At 40.3% G+C, this 19,107-nt stretch carries 12 protein-coding genes; 7 read left to right on the forward strand and 5 right to left on the reverse strand.

Features of this window, described 5'->3' with window-relative positions:
• Position 1: 1 nt before the first annotated feature.
• The 4 genes from HS960_RS22070 to HS960_RS27065 form a co-directional block, all read right to left on the reverse strand.
• Positions 2-3,061, reverse strand: coding sequence for a SusC/RagA family TonB-linked outer membrane protein (locus tag HS960_RS22070; protein WP_153844388.1), 3,060 nt, complete (start codon positions 3,059-3,061; stop codon positions 2-4).
• A 433-nt stretch (positions 3,062-3,494) separates the two neighbouring features.
• Positions 3,495-4,427 (reverse strand): EamA family transporter, encoded by a 933-nt coding sequence (locus tag HS960_RS22075; RefSeq protein ID WP_227550068.1) that lies wholly within the window; start codon positions 4,425-4,427, stop codon positions 3,495-3,497.
• A 3-nt stretch (positions 4,428-4,430) separates the two neighbouring features.
• Positions 4,431-4,817 carry a RidA family protein gene (locus HS960_RS22080; protein ID WP_153844387.1) on the reverse strand — a complete coding sequence of 129 codons (387 nt, stop codon included), beginning with the start codon at positions 4,815-4,817 and terminating at the stop codon, positions 4,431-4,433.
• A gap of 12 nt (positions 4,818-4,829) precedes the next feature.
• A complete protein-coding gene (locus tag HS960_RS27065) occupies positions 4,830-4,961 on the reverse strand; it encodes a DUF6728 family protein (protein ID WP_310889281.1) in 132 nt (43 codons plus the stop codon).
• 147 nt (positions 4,962-5,108) lie between these two features.
• Here HS960_RS27065 and nagA point away from each other — a divergent pair, with 147 nt between their 5' ends.
• From nagA to HS960_RS22095, 3 genes are all read left to right on the forward strand, one after another.
• Positions 5,109-6,215 (forward strand): N-acetylglucosamine-6-phosphate deacetylase, encoded by a 1,107-nt coding sequence (gene nagA / locus HS960_RS22085; RefSeq protein ID WP_153844386.1) that lies wholly within the window; start codon positions 5,109-5,111, stop codon positions 6,213-6,215.
• Between the two features lie 94 nt (positions 6,216-6,309).
• Complete coding sequence (locus HS960_RS22090; RefSeq protein ID WP_182330641.1) at positions 6,310-7,935, forward strand: glycoside hydrolase family 10 protein; 1,626 nt, start codon at positions 6,310-6,312, stop codon at positions 7,933-7,935.
• A 99-nt stretch (positions 7,936-8,034) separates the two neighbouring features.
• The gene (locus tag HS960_RS22095) at positions 8,035-8,589 is read left to right on the forward strand and encodes an acyl-CoA thioesterase (protein WP_153844384.1); all 555 of its coding nucleotides are present in this window, start codon (positions 8,035-8,037) and stop codon (positions 8,587-8,589) included.
• A gap of 15 nt (positions 8,590-8,604) precedes the next feature.
• Here the strand turns inward: HS960_RS22095 and HS960_RS22100 are convergent, their stop codons facing one another.
• Complete coding sequence (locus HS960_RS22100) at positions 8,605-9,252, reverse strand: DUF6266 family protein (protein ID WP_153844383.1); 648 nt, start codon at positions 9,250-9,252, stop codon at positions 8,605-8,607.
• Between the two features lie 595 nt (positions 9,253-9,847).
• On the opposite strand from HS960_RS22100, the gene HS960_RS22105 reads away from it, so the two are divergent.
• The 4 genes from HS960_RS22105 (at position 9,848) to HS960_RS22120 (ending at position 19,103) form a co-directional block, all read left to right on the forward strand.
• On the forward strand, positions 9,848-13,006 hold the full coding sequence (locus HS960_RS22105) for a SusC/RagA family TonB-linked outer membrane protein (RefSeq protein ID WP_159727466.1): 3,159 nt from the start codon (positions 9,848-9,850) through the stop codon (positions 13,004-13,006).
• A gap of 7 nt (positions 13,007-13,013) precedes the next feature.
• Complete coding sequence (locus HS960_RS22110; protein WP_153844381.1) at positions 13,014-14,786, forward strand: SusD/RagB family nutrient-binding outer membrane lipoprotein; 1,773 nt, start codon at positions 13,014-13,016, stop codon at positions 14,784-14,786.
• Between the two features lie 58 nt (positions 14,787-14,844).
• On the forward strand, positions 14,845-15,501 hold the full coding sequence (locus tag HS960_RS22115; protein WP_159727464.1) for an N-acetylmuramoyl-L-alanine amidase: 657 nt from the start codon (positions 14,845-14,847) through the stop codon (positions 15,499-15,501).
• A 524-nt stretch (positions 15,502-16,025) separates the two neighbouring features.
• Positions 16,026-19,103, forward strand: a complete 3,078-nt coding sequence (locus HS960_RS22120; RefSeq protein WP_182330642.1) for a SusC/RagA family TonB-linked outer membrane protein — start codon at positions 16,026-16,028, stop codon at positions 19,101-19,103.
• Positions 19,104-19,107: the final 4 nt, after the last annotated feature.

The raw sequence follows: 19,107 nt of genomic DNA on the forward strand, positions 1-19,107 counted from the left end.
TTTAGAAAGTTGCATTTAATGTAAGACCGTAATTACGCGTAGCAGGCATCATAAAGATATCCACACCGCTCAACGAATTGCCTGTTGACATGGTTACTTCCGGGTCAAAAGGCGCTTTTTTCGAAATGTAGAATAGGTTTCTTCCTACAGCATTTACACGCAGTTTTTTGAAAAAGCTATCTTTGATATTGAAGTCATAACCAAAGGTCAACTCACGAAGCCTCACGACTGTTCCGTCATAGATATATTGGCTGCTGACAGGACCTATACCCCCAGTTGATGTATACCATTTCTCAGCATCGACGACAGAAACAGGAGTTCCATTTGGTGTAACACCGTTTACAGCAACACCACCATTTGCTCGGGCTGCTCCAGTTGCCGCAGATACGCCATAACCATCCATCACCGACTGTGTAATTGACATGACATCATAATTAAACTTGCCGTCAATCAAGAAACTTAAGTTGAAATTTTTATAATTGAAACTATTGTTCCAGCCCATTTGCCAAATTGGGTTCGAATTTCCTAATTTGGTATAGGCGTTGGTTTTTTGTGGAATACCATCTTCAGAAATAATAATCCTTCCTTCACCATCACGAACAAAATCCTGCCCGTAAATATCACCAAAAGAACCGCCTACTTCAAGTTTGGAAGCAAAGTTGTTTTGATTTTCACCAGTTAGATTAAATTCAGGAACAGCATCAGCTAGTTTCTTTATTTTATTTTTATTGTAGGTGAAGTTGACGCTTGTTGTCCATTTGAAATTGTCATTTCTAATAGCATCCAATGATACCAATGCTTCAACACCTTGGTTTTGGATATCGCCTGCATTAATCGCATATTGCTTGTTTAATGAAGCTTGGCTAGCAGCGACCTTGAAGAACTGATTCGTCGTGTTTGTTTTGTAGTACGTAACATCCACATTCAAACGGTTGTTCCACATACGCCATTCTGTACCGATCTCAAAAGATTTGGTTTTTTCAGGCTTTAATGTTTTTAAGAAAGCAATGTCATTGACTGTCAATACTGCATATGGATTCACCGTGTTTGTTAATAAACTGGTATATGGAGGCAAGTCGTTGCCCACTACCGCATATGAACCACGAACCTTGGCCATATTGACAAATTCAGGCAAGTTTAACTTGTCGTTCAATACGACGCCCAATCCCGCAGAAGGGTAAAAGAAAGATTTTGTTCCTGTGAAAGCTAAAGTACTAGACCAGTCGTTTCTCGCCGTCAGATCTAAATAGATCCAGTTGTCATAAGCTAAGTTTGCTGATGCAAATACCGATTGTAATTGTCTCCGATTAGCCGACAATGTCGAAGTCACGGGAGTTGTTGTGTTCTGAATAAAGAACTGATTGGGGATTTTTAATCCATCAATACCTGTATTAAAATCTACACCTTCGGTTTTCCAGTCTGTGATACTTGTTCCGACCAATCCAGTAATCTGAAATTTATCGCTGACATTAAAGTTCATGTTGGCAACCACATCACCATATTGTTGTGTAATGGTCGTATTTGTGTAATTATAGTTACCATTTGTTTTTCCTAAAGGATTCGGTGTGCTCGCATAGACTTTGCGGTCCCAGACCTCTGAAGTACGATCGACACTTCCTCTGGCTTGAATGCTGATCCATGGGGCAACCTTATATTTTGCGCTACCATTTAAAAGCAAACGGTTTCGGGTTGATTGAGTAGGGTTTCTATTGACGATCCACCATGGATTTTGTTGTGTTGTAGGGCTATCGCTCAGGCTGAACCAGTTTTGTTCATTCAGATTGCGACTTGTATTAAAGGTTTCGAAATTTTTGTAGTCTGCGATATTTAAGCTTCGAGGTAATAGGTAGGTTCCAACCAATGGGTTGTAATAAAACCCTGAAGTAGGTGCATTATCTAATTTTTGGGTAATGTAATTGGCACTACCTTCAACAGTCAACTTATTATCAAAAAATGAAGCACTCTCCTTAAGGTTGAAATTGTGACGCATCAGGTCATTTTCTGGAAGAATACCTTTTGCAAGCGTATTTGCATAAGAGAAGTACGTTTGATTTTTTTCGTTACCTCCAGACAATGTCAATGAATTGGTGAAGTTGCTACCTGTGCGGAAAAATTCACCTACATTATCATAGTTGGCTCCATTGGTTTTGTCGCCCCAGCTAAATACACTGGTGTTACTGTTTTTACCACCCGAACCTTGACCATATTGGTTTTGGAATTTAGGTGTTGATACAGCTTGTTCGATCTGTGCACTTGACGAGAAGTTAATCGTTGTGCGACCTTGTTTACCTGATTTTGTTGTTACCAAGATAACGCCGTTGGCTGCTTGGCTACCATATAATGCAGCCGCAGATGCTCCTTTTAATACAGAAATGTTTTCGATATCTTCTGGGTTGATCAATGAAATAGGGTCGCCACCATCACGTTGTCCACCGAAAACGTTGTCTGGCTGACTTGCCAATGTCTGGTTATTGATTGGAACCCCATCGACAACATAAAGTACCTGGTTGTTGCCGGAAGCCGATTTGTTACCACGCAAAATAACTTTTGCTGAACCACCTGGTCCAGAAGAGCTGGAAGCAATGTTAACACCGGCAACTTTACCGTTTAAATTATTCGCCAAGTTGGTGCTTTTAACTTTGTTTAATTCGTCACCACTGACCTGTTGTGTAGAGTATGTTAATGATTTTTGTGCACGGCTAATACCCAAAGCAGTAACGACTACACTTTCCAGTTGTTGGGTTTGTTCTTCCAAACTCACCGTTACTGTCGTTTCTCCAGGGCCCAATGTAACCGTTTTATTTTCGTAACCGACTGTACTGATGTTCAGTATGCGATTCTTATCGTCGACATTGATCTGAAATGCACCTTTAACATCCGTAGAACTTGCGTTGGAAGTGCCCAATACTTTGATTGTGGCACCTGGAATAGGAGCTTTGGTTTTAGCGTCTACAACCGTTCCCTTTACCTGGTTGGTTTGCGCGTGCAATAAAGATGCTGAAAAAAGCATTGTTGGAACAATACCTAACACCCTTAATGTAGAGTATAATTTGTTATTCATATAGTATATGTGTTATATTCAGTTTTTTATATACATATTTTCATAACGGTGAAATTTTTAATGAAATGGGCTAATTCCATTTAGCATTTTGGTTAGAAGAGAAGATATTGAATAATCGGGGGGCAAAATAAGTGATTATTTGTAATAGTGTGTATGCTATTCAATACCTAGTTATAGGAAGAAAGAGCGCTGTGATTTCCCTTAATAAAGATCTAATTTACTATAGTTGAGCAAAAATCAAAAATTTTATGAAACAAAAATGATACATATAAGGTGTTTTTTACTTTTAAAGCCTTGATAATTATTTTGTTATATGTTTTGTCATTTTTTTAAGTCGAGATTGTGGTACTGTCTTTCATCATCAGAAAGATGTAATCTGGTTAATTTCAGACAGTGTACTTGATTTAAGGGCTATTTGAAAATAACGAATGATCTATTGTTTTGCAGGCGTCTTCGATGTGGAAACAGTCTCCTTGATGTTTTTGATATTAAAAAGGATAATTGCAACAAATATAATTCCGTAAGCGATATATTTTATTGGAGAAACGGGTTCTCGGAAATAGGTTGCAGCCAAAGTAAATGCGATCAGTGGATTGATATAGAGCAGAACGCCAGTCGTTGTTGATGAAATGCCAATGAGTGCATACATGCTCAGGAAAAGGGGGATAATCGTGAATAGCGATGCGATAAGAACTATGGTGCCCCAAAATAGGGGCTCTGCCGGAATTGCATGATGATTGTAGATCAGTTTGGGGATCACAAACAATGCACATATACTGAGCTGGACCACCAATTGATTGAGTTTATCGAAACTCGTGGATATCCGTTGTACGATCAGATAAAAAGCGTAGCAGGTGGCAATAGTAATAGCCCAGAGAACATCATGTAACGAACCTTTTGCAAGGAGACAAACGCTGCCAAAAGCAATAAAAAGTGCTGTTTTTTGCCAGCTCGTTAGCTTCTCCTTGAGTATGAGATAGGCTCCCGCTGCAGTGATCAAGGGGCAGGTCAGGTAGGCCAATGCGGCAGACTGAATGCTGATGTGGTTGACCGCATAGATATAGGTAAACCAGTTTCCAAAGATGAACGCCGACGCGAGTAGGGTAAGGCAGGTCTGGCGGAGCTTGCCCACACGAGGTAGAAGTTGGAACTTCCGAATATCAGCTTGCATGGTTTTTCTTCGAAACAGCAACAGGTATATCCAGAGGATCAAGAGCGCAGTTATTATTCTAAAATACAGAATATCCTCGGCCGGATAGCCGCGTATCCAGCGTACAGGGATAGACATAAATCCCCAGATAAAAGGGGCCAAAAAAGCCGCGAAAAGATATTTTCCGCGGCTTGCTGTTTCGTTGCTATTTTCCACGGATTAATCTTTCCAGGCAATGACTGAAATCTCGACATTGACGTTCTTGGGAAGAGTTTTGACCGCAACACACTCGCGTGCAGGTTGGGCGTCTTTAAAATATTCCGCATATACTTCATTGACTAATGCAAAATTGCCCATATCACTTAAGAAAATCGAAGCTTTGACAACATCTTCAAAAGTATATCCGGCATTTGTCAGGATAGCTTCTACATTTTTCAACACCTGGTGCGCTTCGTCTTTCACGCTCGATGAAATTAACTCCATTGTTTCGGGAACCAGTGGGATTTGTCCAGAGACATATAATGTATTGCCGGCTTTAATTGCCTGGTTATATGGTCCTATTGCAGCAGGAGCTTTGTCTGTATTTAAGATTTCTTTTTTTGACATGGATGACAGTGTTTAGGAGGTGAAAAATATTTTGTAAATCAGGCCCAATAAAAAGATAATAATGGCCGTTGCATTAATAATATGCATGGCTTTTATATTTCCATTCGTCGGGCGATCTGCGTTACGCTTTCTAAAAAAGTACATGGAACTAAGTTACAACAGTAAATTAGAAAGTGAAAATGAAAAGATCAAAAACTTTGAAAGGATTTCTTGTAGACTATGAAACAAAATCTTGTACAAGTGACAGGTTTTTTTTGAATTTTGGTAACTTGGTAATGAAATAGAATTTATATGAATAAGATAGCATTAATTGGTGGCAGAATATACACTGGTGAGTCGATTTTGGAACAAAAAGCATTGCTGATCAGCGAAGGTAAAATTGTAGCGATTGTCAATGATCAGGAGGTGCCTGCAGATTATACCAGTTATCCAGTCAACGGGTCTACTGTTTGTGCTGGGCTGATTGACCTTCAATTGTATGGTGACGGATCGGACTTGTATTCCGCCGAGCGTAGTGTAGCCTCTTTGGAACGTATCGCCGAGGGCTTGGTCCGTAAAGGCACGACTTCTTTTATGATGACCCTGGCGACCAATACCATCCCTGTATTTAAGGATGCCATTCGGGTGGCAGAAGGCTTCCGGCATGATGCATTTATAGGGCTACATTTGGAAGGTCCTTTCTTGAATCCTAAAAAACGGGGTGCTCATCCTGCGGAATTAATTATCGAGCCTACGAAGGAAAAGATTGACGATCTTTTGGCAGGAAATCAGGTTGTCAAGATGATGACCATAGCGCCTGAATGTATAACGGACGATGTCTTAAAGTATTTGCAGGGCTATAATTTGCTGCTCAGTGCTGGACATAGTGATGCTACTTTTGAGGAAGGTACGCATGGTTATGATCTGGGGATTCCAACAAGCACCCACCTGTTTAATGCAATGTCGCCTTTACATCATCGCGAAGTTGGGTTGGTCGGTGCAATTTTTAATCACCCGACTGCACAAGCAAGTATTATTGTCGACGGACATCATGTAAGCTTTGAAGCGGTAAAAATTGCGAAACGTCAGATGGGTGAGCGGCTGTTTATGATTACTGATGCTGTAGCCAGTTGCGATAAAGATATTTATCGGCATGTGTTGAACGATGGATATTATGCTTTGCCTGATGGTACCATTTCAGGGGCTGCAATCTCCTTGCTCGAAGGGGTGAAAAATGCCGTGCAAAAGGTGGGGATACCACTCGATGAAGCGATCCGAATGGCAACGCTGTATCCCGCAAATCTTTTAAATAGAGGAGATATCGGAAATCTCAATCATGGAAGTATGGCGAATGTTATTGTCTTTAATGATGACTTTAAGCTGGAGCAGGTGATCTTCAAAGGAGAGTTAAAGCGCTGATCCATTTCGGAGAAGATTGACCGACTGCCGAGATTGACTAATATTATACGTATCTTTGTTAGTTATTTTTGAAAAAACACTATTCTATAGATTGATGAAACGTTCCCTATTATTTTTAGCGGCAGCACTTTTTGTTTTATCTTCTTGTTCATCCAAGAAAAATAAGAAACAGGAGCCTGCCAATACCACAACTACAAATGTCGAAATTGTAAAAAAAGACCCGCCTTCGGTACCTAAGCGCGAACGGGTAAAAAATACAATTGAAACAAAAGAACAGCCAGTTGCAGAAAAGAAGAAGGAAATCGTTGTCGATCTTCCTGTGTTACCGCGCGAGTTTCGCGCAGCTTGGGTGGCCTCTGTTGCAAATATCAATTGGCCGAGCAAAAATAACCTGAGTACAGCTGAACAGCAAGAGGAAGCGATCGGCATATTGGATTTTTTGAAAAATAATAATTTTAATGCTGTTGTTTTTCAAGTACGCCCATCAGCCGATGCATTTTATAAAAGTGATCTTGAGCCTTGGTCGTACTTTTTGACCGGTACAGAGGGGCAAGCACCTTCTCCTTATTACGATCCGCTTGATTTTTGGGTTGAGCAGGCGCATAAAAGAGGGATTGAACTTCATGTTTGGTTGAACCCTTATCGTGCCCACCATACCGCTGGCGGTGCCGTTAATTCAGCTTCCATGGCGCGCAAAATGCCCGAGTCGGTTGTCAAATTGAAACAGGGCTATTATTGGTTTGATCCATCCAAAAAATCTACACAGGATCACGCAGCGCGCGTGGTTATGGATATTGTCAAGCGTTATGATATCGATGGTGTGCATTTCGACGATTATTTCTATCCTTACGCAGAATATAATGGTGGTCAGGATTTTCCGGATTCGGATAGTTACAATGAATACAAACGTAATGGTGGGGATCTATCGCGCGGAGACTTCCGTAGAAATAGTGTAAATACCTTTATCGAACGTATTTATAAGGATATTAAGAAAGAGAAGAATTTTGTGAAATTCGGTATCAGTCCCTTTGGTATCTGGAAACCCGGTTATCCGTCAGGAATTCAGGGGTCTAGCCAGTATGATATGCTTTATGCAGATGCTAAATTATGGTTGAACAAAGGCTGGATAGACTATTTTGCTCCGCAGTTGTATTGGCCTATACAGCCAGCTAAACAGAGTTATACGGCTTTGTTAAAATGGTGGGAAAGTGAAAATACATTGGGACGCCACCTTTGGCCGGGCATCAATACGGTTGGCAGACGTGGTCCGGAATATGTTCAGGAAATTGTTAATCAAGTGGAGGCAGCACGGACACTATTGCCTGATAACCGGGAAGGTGTAATCCACTGGAGTTTGGCGGGACTGACCAAAAACCCGGCCATGACACAAGCTTTGGTGAATGGCCCTTATCAGGTGAAAGTATTGGTGCCAACAAGTCCTTGGTTGAATGCAAATCCTTTGTTGAAACCGACTTTGCTACTGACTCCTCAAGGTGGCAATATCTTTGCGAAATGGCAGCACCAGCAAATTGATCAGGTTTCAAAATGGGTACTATATCTCAACTACGGTGGGGTATGGCAATATGAGATTTTGGATCCGGGGGTTACAAGTAAGGACATTCCAACGACATTGAACAACAAAAAACTGCAGTATGTTGCGGTAAAAGCTGTTGACCGCCTGAGCAACGAAGGGCCTTATGCTGCTGAGAAGATAAAATAACGAGCTGTTGTATCGTCAACATGTAAAAAAGGGATATCTGAATTTTAGATATCCCTTTTTTGTTTTGAATTGTAATCTATCCAAGGTAAATTTATAGGTATGGAAGAAATCTATAAAACGGTAAGCGACTCTGTGATCCGGATGTCACAGCTGATGTTGCCCTCGAATGCTAATTTTGGTGGTAAAATACACGGCGGTTATATTTTATCATTGATGGATCAGATCGCATTTGCTGTGGCGTCCAAATTTTCTGCACATTATTGTGTGACAGCGTCAGTTGGCAAAGTTGATTTTTTGAAGCCTATTGAGGTAGGGGAATTGGTGACATTGATCGCTTCTGTGAATTATGTAGGTAACTCTTCTATGGAAGTCGGTATTCGGGTCGAAGCCATGAATATTCAGACCGGTGAAACCAAGCATTGTAATTCCTCTTATTTTACGATGGTGGCAAAAGATGAAACAGGCAAGCCTGCCCGGGTGCCAAGGTTAATATTGGAGAGCGAAAAAGATGTATTTCGTTTCTACCGCTGTGTGGTGAAGATGGAGGTCGACAAAGAAAGAGATCGTGCTATTCACGATCTGGAAACGGATTCTGCCGAACAACAGGTTTATATTAAGCAGCATTTTGATGTGAAGATCAGTCTGAATTCCTAGATCTTCCTCCCTTTCTTACCATTCAAATGTCCCTAGATATTTGCTGTCTGTGCATTCATCGCTTCCGTCTGTTTTGTAGAAAAATACATAGACGTGATAGTTGCCGACGGTTTGCTGTCGGGTTAGGGTGGCTGTCTGTGTTTTATGCGTCAGGGGATTCATGCTTTCATTTGTGAATGCGCACTCATCGGGATTGTATAGCAGCAAACGGCAATTACTTGAGCTAATGTCGTATTGCAATGCAGTATTTGCGTCATATTCCCAGGTGATTGTAAATGTTCCTGTCTCTTCATCTACCTGAAATGTATAGGTGGAAACGGGATTGGGAACCCCTTTACTCACGCGAAAGTTTTCATAATTGATGGCATAGCCAGTTGCGGTTTTTTCTGTCGCATGATTGAGATTATAGGACATGGCGTTACTATAGGCCTTTTTATCGGGGTTATAATTTTTAAATCCTACCCGTAATAAACTTAGCATTGGGGAGATAAATTTCTGGATAAGGGAAAAACGCGACCTTGATTGGATTTGATCTGCAGAAGGTTTTTTTTTGGTTTTCTTTGGTAGCCCCCTTGCATAGGTTGTATTTCCATTGGTAACAAACACCACTGATCCTGCTTTGCCCGAAAGCGTGCCATTGGCACCGTTTTTAATGACTGCCATAATATTAAGTTGATTGCTATTGATTTTTCTTTAAGTTACAAAATAAATAGGTATTGGTCAATATTAAGTTCGGCCTTTTTTCGAAATTATAACGAAGCTTAAACGGAATTTAGTCGGACTTTATTCGGTTCCAACCGAAGAAGCACCGAAGGAGTACCGAAGAAGCACCGAAGAAGTACCGAGCAATCTCCGAATACAATAGCTATTAATTAGTTTAAAATGGCGGTGTAAATCGAATAATTCCTTGCATAAGCACGCTGTTATCTGTTGGATGATGCATGCTATTGGTGATTTTGTTGTGCTAATGTTTGTTTTTTGCTATCAAATGCGGTGAAAAGGCCTTGCTAAATGCTTTTATAAGATGCTTTTGTTTTTATTTTGCTGCGATGTGCGTTTTTGTATCTGTTTTCATGTAGATTTTTGGCTTTTCTGCTGTCATATTGTGCGTTAATGTGTTTATTGTTATTTCTTTTTCAAATAATTACGCATAAGCTTGCAAAAATAGGAAGCTTTTCATACTATTGTGTGGTAATTGATATAAACCTAGGGTTGGAACCGCCCGTTATGGAAAATTATTAACAACTAACTAAAAACCATGAATAAAAAATTTCTCTTATTCTGTTCAGGGGTGATGCTGTCAACCAGTTTATGGGCACAGACCAAAACTGTAACGGGTAAAGTGACGAATGCCTCTGATGGTGGTACAATGCCTAATGTAACCGTGAGCATCAAAGGTAAATCTGTCAGTACACAAACCAAGCCTGATGGAAGTTTTACCATCAATGCGGAGCCAGGCGATATTTTGATTTTTAGAGCCGTGGGGTCTCAGGAAAGACAACAACTGGTTGGGACAAATGCAACGATAAATGTTGCGCTTTCTGGCAGTGAGGAGGCGCTTGAAGAGGTTGTTGTGACCGCAATGGGAATTAAGAAGGAAAAGAGAGCGCTCGGTTATGCTGTTCAGGATATTAAATCGGATGAGTTGATGAAGAATAAGACCGCCAACGTGGTCAATTCATTGGCAGGTAAGATTGCGGGGGTAAACGTAACACAATCTTCGGGAGCAGCAGGTGCAGGTGCGCAGATTATCCTTCGGGGCGGTACCTCACTTGAGCGGGATAACCAGCCCTTGTTTGTTGTCGACGGTATTATCTATGATAATTCAACGCCCATTGGAGGAAATAGCGGATTTGATGGAATGCAAGCAACGTCAACTTCCAATAGCAACCGTGTCATGGATATTAATCCGGAAGATATTGAAAATGTTTCCGTATTAAAAGGTCCGGCGGCAGCAGCCTTATATGGTTCACGTGCAGCGGCTGGAGCGGTTGTTATTACGACGAAACGTGGTAGTGAAGGGCGCGTTGAAATAGGCTTTTCGAGTCGTTTTTCTGCAAATTGGGCTAATCGTTTGCCTGAACAACAAGGTAAGTACAAGCGTGGGTACTATAACAGTGCTGGGACTTTAGATAACTATACAACACAATCTTGGGGAGAGGCTTTCAATTCAGGGGAAAAAGTTTATGATAATGTTGGGGACTTTTTTCGGACGGCTACCGTTTTTGATAATACAGTTAACATGACCGGTGGTAATAAGAATGGGTCTTTTTATTTGTCTGGATCACGTTTTGATCAACAGGGTATTATCCCGGAAACTGGTTATGGAAAAACGGCTTTTCGCTTTAATGGTGATCAAAAATTTGGAAAATTAAGTGTAGGAGCCAATGTGGCCTATACTTTAGCCAATACAGATAAGACTTTAACTTCGGCGGGGCTGTATGGTTCTGGCGGAGCTGGAGCAATTTCTTCAGTTTACGGCTGGTCGAGAAGTGATGATATGAAGAAATATCTGAATGATGATGGAACTAAATATCGGATGTTCGAAGGTTTGCAGGAGCTTCAGGATGATATTGAAAACCCGTATTGGACGATCAATAAAAATAAATTAACCGATAATACAGAAAGGATCACAGGAAGTATTAATGCCAATATGAATATTTTTGATTGGTGGAATGTATCTTATCGTGTTGGGATGGATAGTTATTTAACTAAAAACTCTACATTAATTGCCGAAAACGGGGCTGTTAAACAACTTTGGCAAAATGGTATGATGTCTGAGAATGATTTGAAATTCAACTATTGGTCTTCCAATTTAATGTCCAACTTTAATAAGAAAATAGGTGATTTTGATTTAGGGGCCATGGTCGGTTATTTCGCTGAAGAGACCAAGGTGAATACAAATAGAAGGATGGGGTATGATTTTGTCGTTAATAACTTCTATAGTTTTGGAAATATTGATAAAGCAAATAAGCTTTTTGATGAAGTTACCTCCAAGAAGAGGTTATATGGCCTATATGGTGAATTACGGGCTTCCTATAAAAATTTCCTTTTCTTAAATGTAACCGGTCGAAATGACTGGACATCCACACTCCCGGTTGCAAATCAGTCCTATTTTTATCCTTCTGTGGGAGGAAGTTTTGTTTTTACGGAGTTGTTGAAAGATAAAGGGCTAGATTGGCTGAGCTTTGGTAAGTTACGTGCCTCTTGGGCCCGTGTTGGTAAGGATGCTACGCCATATGCTACAAATACCTATCTGTGGACACCAAGAGAATCTTTAGGTGGAATTATTGGAACAGGAAATAGCTGGACAAAAGGGAATCCAAATCTTAAACCAGAAACTACGGGATCTTTTGAAGTTGGGGCTGAACTACGTTTCTTAAATGGTCGATTGGGTGTAGATTACGCTTATTATACCAATAATTCGTATAATCAGATCCTTTCGCCACGCTTAGGGCAGTCTGTGGGCTATATTTTTGTCTCGGTCAATGCGGGCGATATTTACAATAAAGGCATGGAGCTCTCATTAACGGGTAAACCTATCAAAAGAGAAAATTTTGAATGGGATGTTACCTTAAATATGTCTCGGAATAAGGGGACAGTAGATAACCTGATTTCTGGCGTGGACATTCTTTATGTAACGGATGTGCAAGTTGGTAATGCTAAGGCTGCGTCATTCAATGGTGGAAGTTTTATGGGTATTTCTGGATCAAAATATGCGCGCACTCCGGATGGTAAGTTGATCCTTGATGCCAATACGGGTATGCCAACTAGTGATAATGCGACGACGTATAATATCGGTAATCGGGAACCGAAATTAATTGGCGGCTTAAATAATAGTTTAACCTACAAAAATTTCAACCTCTCATTTTTGTTGGACTATCGTATTGGCGGTGATATTTATAACGGAACAGATTATGCGATGACACTTAATGGATTGAGCATGCGTACATTGGAGCGTGATGAATTGACATTGTCTGGTGTTGTGAACACTGGGACAGCTGCAGCTCCAGTTTATGAGGATAAAACATTTACATTCAATGCAAATGAATCTTATCTGGTGAGTGGAGCGCAAACAAGTGGTAAAAAGATCATTCAAGACTATTGGGGGATACACTATATAAAAGAAAGTGCCAATTTTATGACAAAAACCAATTGGTTGAGATTGCGCACTGTTTCCGTTTCTTATGATTTCGGAAATTCTTTGCTTAAAAAATCTAATGTTTCCAAAGTTATTAAAGGGTTGACAGCGACGCTGACAGGTACGAATTTATGGCTTTTGACTAATTACAAAGGATTGGATCCAGAAGCTAGTGCAGCAGGATCAGGAGTGACAGGTTCGAGTTCTGTTGGTATTGATTATAATGGAGTGCCAAGCACTGCAGGTGTAACTTTTGGTGTTAATTTAAAATTCTAAGCACATTATGAAAAAATCAAAATATTTATTGGCCTTGTTGATAGGGGTGGCTAGTCTTTCTTCCTGTAGTAAGGGTTGGTTGGATATCAATGTGGATCCCAATACACCTTCTAGTACGGTAGCATCGGTTGATAGTCGATTGGCATGGATTCAGCATTATTATTTATATGCGCAAGGTACTGCTGGTGCTAGGGCGGGTTTTGTGACACAACAGTTGAGTTTTACGAATGGTACCGCTTCCAATAGTATGATTGCTGGTTGGAACCCCATTGCTGGGATGTCGACGACACCTTATCAGTTCTTTTTTGTAGGAGCAGGGGCCAATTTCTCTGATTTAGAGATAAAAGCCAAAGCAGAAAATGCCTATCATTATATTGGTGCGATGAAGGCAATTCGTGCCATGGGTTTTATGCTGATGACAGATTGGTATGGGGAAATGCCTTATACAGAGGCATTGGGAGATGTTATCACCCCCAAATTTGATGATGGAAAAACTATTTTTGAAGGTTGCCTAAAGGAAATTGATGAAGCTATTGCTTATCTCAAGATGGAGCAACCTGCCACAGCTACAGCTTTGTCTGCGGGAGATAGCTGGAACGGTGGGGATGTTTCGAAATGGATAAAGATGTGTTATGGGGTAAAAGCGCGCTGGCTAAATAACTTATCGAAAAAATCAAGTTTGTACAAACCCGATGATATTTTGGCTGCATTAAATAATGCGCCACTATCCATCAATGAAAGTACAATTGTAAATCATGTTGATGTACAGGGGGATAATCTTGGTGATATTTTGTTTGCAGATCCAGTTAAGACTTCCATTGTTTATGATAATGTGGGGATGAATTCCAATATTTTGGTGACCAAATGGTATGAGAATTTATTGACCAATTTTGATAACAAAAATGTTGAGGATCCGAGAGCGGATAAGTTGATTCCATGGGCGGAATATGGTATTCCGAAAAAAATGGCTCGTTCTAAAGGGGTTGATATGCAGTCTGATATCCGCATGAAATCTGGTCCTATTGTCGCCTCGTATAATGCCAAAGATGTTGCTATTGAAAGTAATAATCGTTCGGTAGCTCCGCATAGTTGGTATATCAATTCAGCGAATACTGCTCGATGGGGTGATACCGTATATGTTTCGTTTAGGAGCACCTCGAATGCAAAGGCGGAGAAAACACCCGATATTTATAAATGGGACGACGGTGTTGTTGCTGCAAGTGGAACTTTTTATTCGCGCCCCGATGCACCGACTCATCTCTTAACATCTGTTGAAATGAATTTTATTAAGGCAGAGGTTTTATTTAAAAAAGGTGATAAGGCAGGTGCTTTTGCCGCTTATAAAACTGCTATACAAGGGCACATCGACCTTATGAATCTTAAGTTGGCTACTTATGGCAACGTCAATCAGAGCAAATCTCCAATGGCTCAAAGTAAAATTGATGAATTTATCAATAAAGGTATTGGAACTGCTGCAGATATTACACTGCCGAAAATTATGACACAAAAGTTCATCGCGATGTCTTTTACGCAACAGAACTGGAATGATATGCGACGTTATGATTTTAGTGCCAATGTTTATCCTGGCTGGAGCGTTCCTTATGAGTACACGGTTACTGCAGCTGCGAAAACTAAAATACCCGATGGTAAGCAATTTAGACGTGTTAGGCAAGTGTCGCATGAGATCAACTATAATGCGCAAAGCCTAATGGCATCACATCCTAATGCTTTAAGTGATGATATTTGGTCTTATCCAGTATGGTGGGATATTGCCGAATAATATAATATGTATTGTACAAAGCCGTTTTTTAACGGCTTTGTTTTTGTAATTTTAATGTATGAAATTCACTAATTATTTAACGACAGCTTTTGCGTTGCTGTGGACATCTATAGGATTCGCACAATCGCCCAAGATTATTCAAAAACCGATTACCTGGGACAAGGAGCGTGTTCAGCTCTCGTTGGATTACCTGAAAAATCGGCATGGTCTGACGCAGTCGACACCTGTTATCCATCCTAAAATGGTGGTGGTGCATTGGACGGCCAACAACAGCGTAAAAGCAACTTTTAATACCTTTAATCCTGTCAGGCTTCCGGGACGACCGGAACTGACCAAGGCCAGTCTATTGAACGTCTCTTCGCAATTTGTCATTGATCGGGATGGAACTATTTACCAGTTTCTGCCGGATTCTATTTTTGCGCGGCATACGATAGGTCTCAATTATTGCGCTATCGGTATTGAGAATATAGGTAGCCGTCAGAACCCATTGACCGATGCGCAACTAAAAGCCAATGAAGAACTGATCCGCTATCTCAGTAAAAAATACCCCATTGAATTTGTATTGGGTCATCATGAATATCAGCGTTTTAAGAAAACAAGTTGGTGGAAAGAAACTGATCCCAATTATATCACGGGTAAAGATGATCCGGGAGATAAATTTATGAATGAATTGAGATCCGAATTAAGCGATTTAAAATTGAAGAGACTACCCTAGTCTCTTTTTTTTTGTTCTCCTACTCTTCCCATAGTTCTTCCTGAAACAACGATGAAGACTCTGTACAGCGTATGGAGGTCTCTTCTGTCCAATGATTTCTAGAAATTACCTTAAGCGAAATTATGTGTATTCGAAATAGTGCGTATTGTTCACTTATTTGCTTTTTATTGCGTTTTATCTTACTTGTGTTATAAACCACTATGGTTGCGCTTCTATTCGATATATTGAATGAAAGGTCTGCTATTCTATTTTTATACTATTCTGAATATCTTGTTTTTTTGCCTTATTATTCGTTTTTATGATGGATGTGATTGGATTTGTGCTCTAAAAATAAAAATTATGTCTTGTTTTTTGCATTTTTATGCTATATTAGATCTGAAAAGAAGTACAAACCAATATTTATACCTAAAAGTAACGCATGCTTATGAACGAATAATATGCATTTTTTGCGTTTTGTTACCGTACTAGGTACGTAGCATCCTATTTTAAAACTAAACTAATCTTATTAATTAAAATTTAAAATTATGAAAAGGAGTTTGCTCATTTTTTGGGGTTTACTGTGTTTTTGTTGTGTTGCTCTGGCACAAAAAAATATTACCGGTAAAGTGACTAATGCGAGTGGATCCGGTTTGGCGGGAGTGACCGTGCGGGAGAGTGGAAAAGGAGTGCAAGCAGCAACAAATAGTCAAGGTAACTACAAGATAACAATTCCTGAAGGTGCTTCTTTGATATTCCGATATGTGGGGTATCAGTCGGAGGAAGTTGCCGTAAATGGTCGGTCGATCGTCAATGTGGTTCTTAAAGAAAATACTGCGTCATTAGATGAAGTGATAGTAACGGCAATGGGAATCGAGCGTTCCAAAAAATCTCTGGGTTATTCTACGCCGAAAGTAAACGGAGATGACGTGTCAGATACGCAACGGGAAGGTTTTTTTCAAGGCTTGCAAGGGCGTGTACCAGGTTTATCCATTAACAGTACTTCGGGTATGCCAGGTGCTTCAGCACAAATCGTGCTTCGGGGTTTTGCCTCTATCTCCGGGGATAATAATGCATTGATTGTTGTCGATGGAGTACCGATTAACAATTCGACAGTCAATGAAAATGATTTGGCAATGAATGGAGCCAACCGGGATTTGGACTATTCCAATCGGGCATTGGACATTAATCCTTCGGATATTGAAACGTATACAGTGATGAAGGGACCGGAAGCGACTGCATTGTATGGTAGCTCAGGTGCTGGTGGAGCGATAATTATCACGACCAAGAAAGCCAAGAGTGGTAAATTCGGGGTTGATTATAGCTATTCAGGAAGAATGGAGTTTGTCAATAAATTCCCGGAGCGGCAGTATACCTACATGCAGGGGCTGAATGGTAGCTATGATGGTACGTCTTCCTATGCTTTGGGTCCTAAATATAAGGATGACATGCTGTTGCATAAGGATAATGTTAAAAATTTCTTTCGTCACGGATATAATCAAAAGCATAATTTAACCTTTAATGGCGGCAATGAAAATCTAAGTTATCGCTGGTCAAACGAATACAATGATAATACAGGTATTGTTCCAAATACACGTTATACACGCTTCTCTTCAAGATTAAACTCTACCGCCAAATTTTCAAATAAATTTGAGCTCAATACGTCCTTTAATTTTATCTTTTCGGATAATGATAAGGCGAGAAAGGGTACTACGGGTTATTTGATGACTTTGATGCGCTTTAATCCCCTTTATGATGTCAGGAATTGGATAGATGAAAAAGGTAATCGCGTATTAAATACCAAGGATATTTACAATGAGTTTGATAATCCATTTTGGGATGTGTATCGGAATATTGCCAATGATAAAACTAACCGTACGATGGCTTCCTCAAATTTTACTTATAAGCCATTGTCCTGGCTGAGATTTGAAGGTGTTGTCGGGATTGATTATTCCACTACAAAAGGTGAGAGTGTTTATCATCCGCAATCTTATTCCGGTTCGGGTTCTACCACTTCACCTACAGGAGGTAAGTATAGTTCTTATCAGAATAATATGCGGATTTTGTATGGTAATGCACGTTTTTCGGCCAATAAAACTTTTGGAGATTATTCAATTAATGCATTTCTGGGGGGCGAGATTCGTGATCAAAACTCGATTACCGATTCGCAGTACGGAACAAATTTCTTTGATCCAAATTTCTACAGCATCAATAATACCTATGCTTCGACACGTCTGGCAAAAAATGTCATCAACAACTACCGCTCTATTGGATTCTTCGGACAGGCTGTGTTAGGGTATAAAACCTTGCTGTATCTGACTTTGTCGGGCCGTTTGGACGGGACGTCGCGTTTGATGCCAAATGATCCTTATTTTTCTTATCCTTCAGGGTCCCTGGCCTTTAATTTTACAGATTTAAATCCAATTAAGGCAGTCTCGGATGTGATCTCAGATGGAAAAATTAGATTTTCGGCAGGTAAAACGGGTAAAGGACCACTCAGATCCTATTTTATTAAATCAAATTATGAGCCTCAATATTCAACCGGTGGTGGATATGCTTATGGTTTTAATGGGGGAAATGATAAGTTGGTTGCTGAAATGACAAAAGAATTTGAGGCAGGTTTGGAATTTTCCTTGTTTAAAAAGTTTGTCTCTTTTGATTTTAGTTATTTTTCTAGGCTGAGTGATGGACAGATTATTTTGCCCCGATTGAGTTATGGTTCTGGCTTTGTTTTAAAAATGATGAACGGGGGTAAAGTGAAAAATGTGGGTACTGAGGTTCAGGCAATATTCAATCCGATTGTCAAGAAGAATTTCAACTGGAACCTGGTCTTCAATTTTACCCAATATAAAGGCCGTGTGTTGTCGCTGGCTGAAGATTTGCCGGAATTGTATGACTCGGATACTTGGTTGCTGAGTGGTGTGCGTTCTGCGGTATTGCCAGGTTACAGTATGGGCGCCCTCTCTGGAACGCAGTTTATGCGAAATACAAATGGTGACGTACTGATCGATCCGGCAACGGGTTTGCCGGTCGCTGGTACAGATCGCTATTACCCGATTGCTGACCGTCTGCCTAAGTTTACATTGGGCATCGTTAATAAATTCAATTACAAAGATTGGTATCTGACATTTTTGTGGGACTGGCGTAAAGGTGGAGATGTGTTAAACGGATTGGATTATAATATGTATACCCTCGGTATGTCGACGAAAACGCTAAATAGAGAAGATCCACGGGTGATAAGGGGTGTTTTGAAGGATGGATTGGAGAATTCGGAAAATCCAACGATCAACCATATTGCGGTAACACCATATACTTCCTCCGCGTATTATTTTACCAATATCGAGCCGGGTATGTTCGTGGAACGGAATATCTACACAATGAGACTGCGTGATATTACCTTAAGTTATCGGTTGCCGAAAAGACTGACGCGGTTCTTGGGTGAAAGGTCTTCACTAAAAGCGTTTTTTACAGCTACTGATCTCATTATGTTTACAAATTATACAGGATTGGATCCAGAAAGTAATTCGAATACAACTGGTATTGGAGGTATTGGGGGGTATGGGATAGACTTTGGCAATATGGCTAGACCGAAAGGGTTCAACGTTGGCGTTAACTTACAATTATAAGATT

This window comes from Sphingobacterium paramultivorum (assembly GCF_014109745.1).
Lineage (GTDB): Bacteria > Bacteroidota > Bacteroidia > Sphingobacteriales > Sphingobacteriaceae > Sphingobacterium > Sphingobacterium paramultivorum.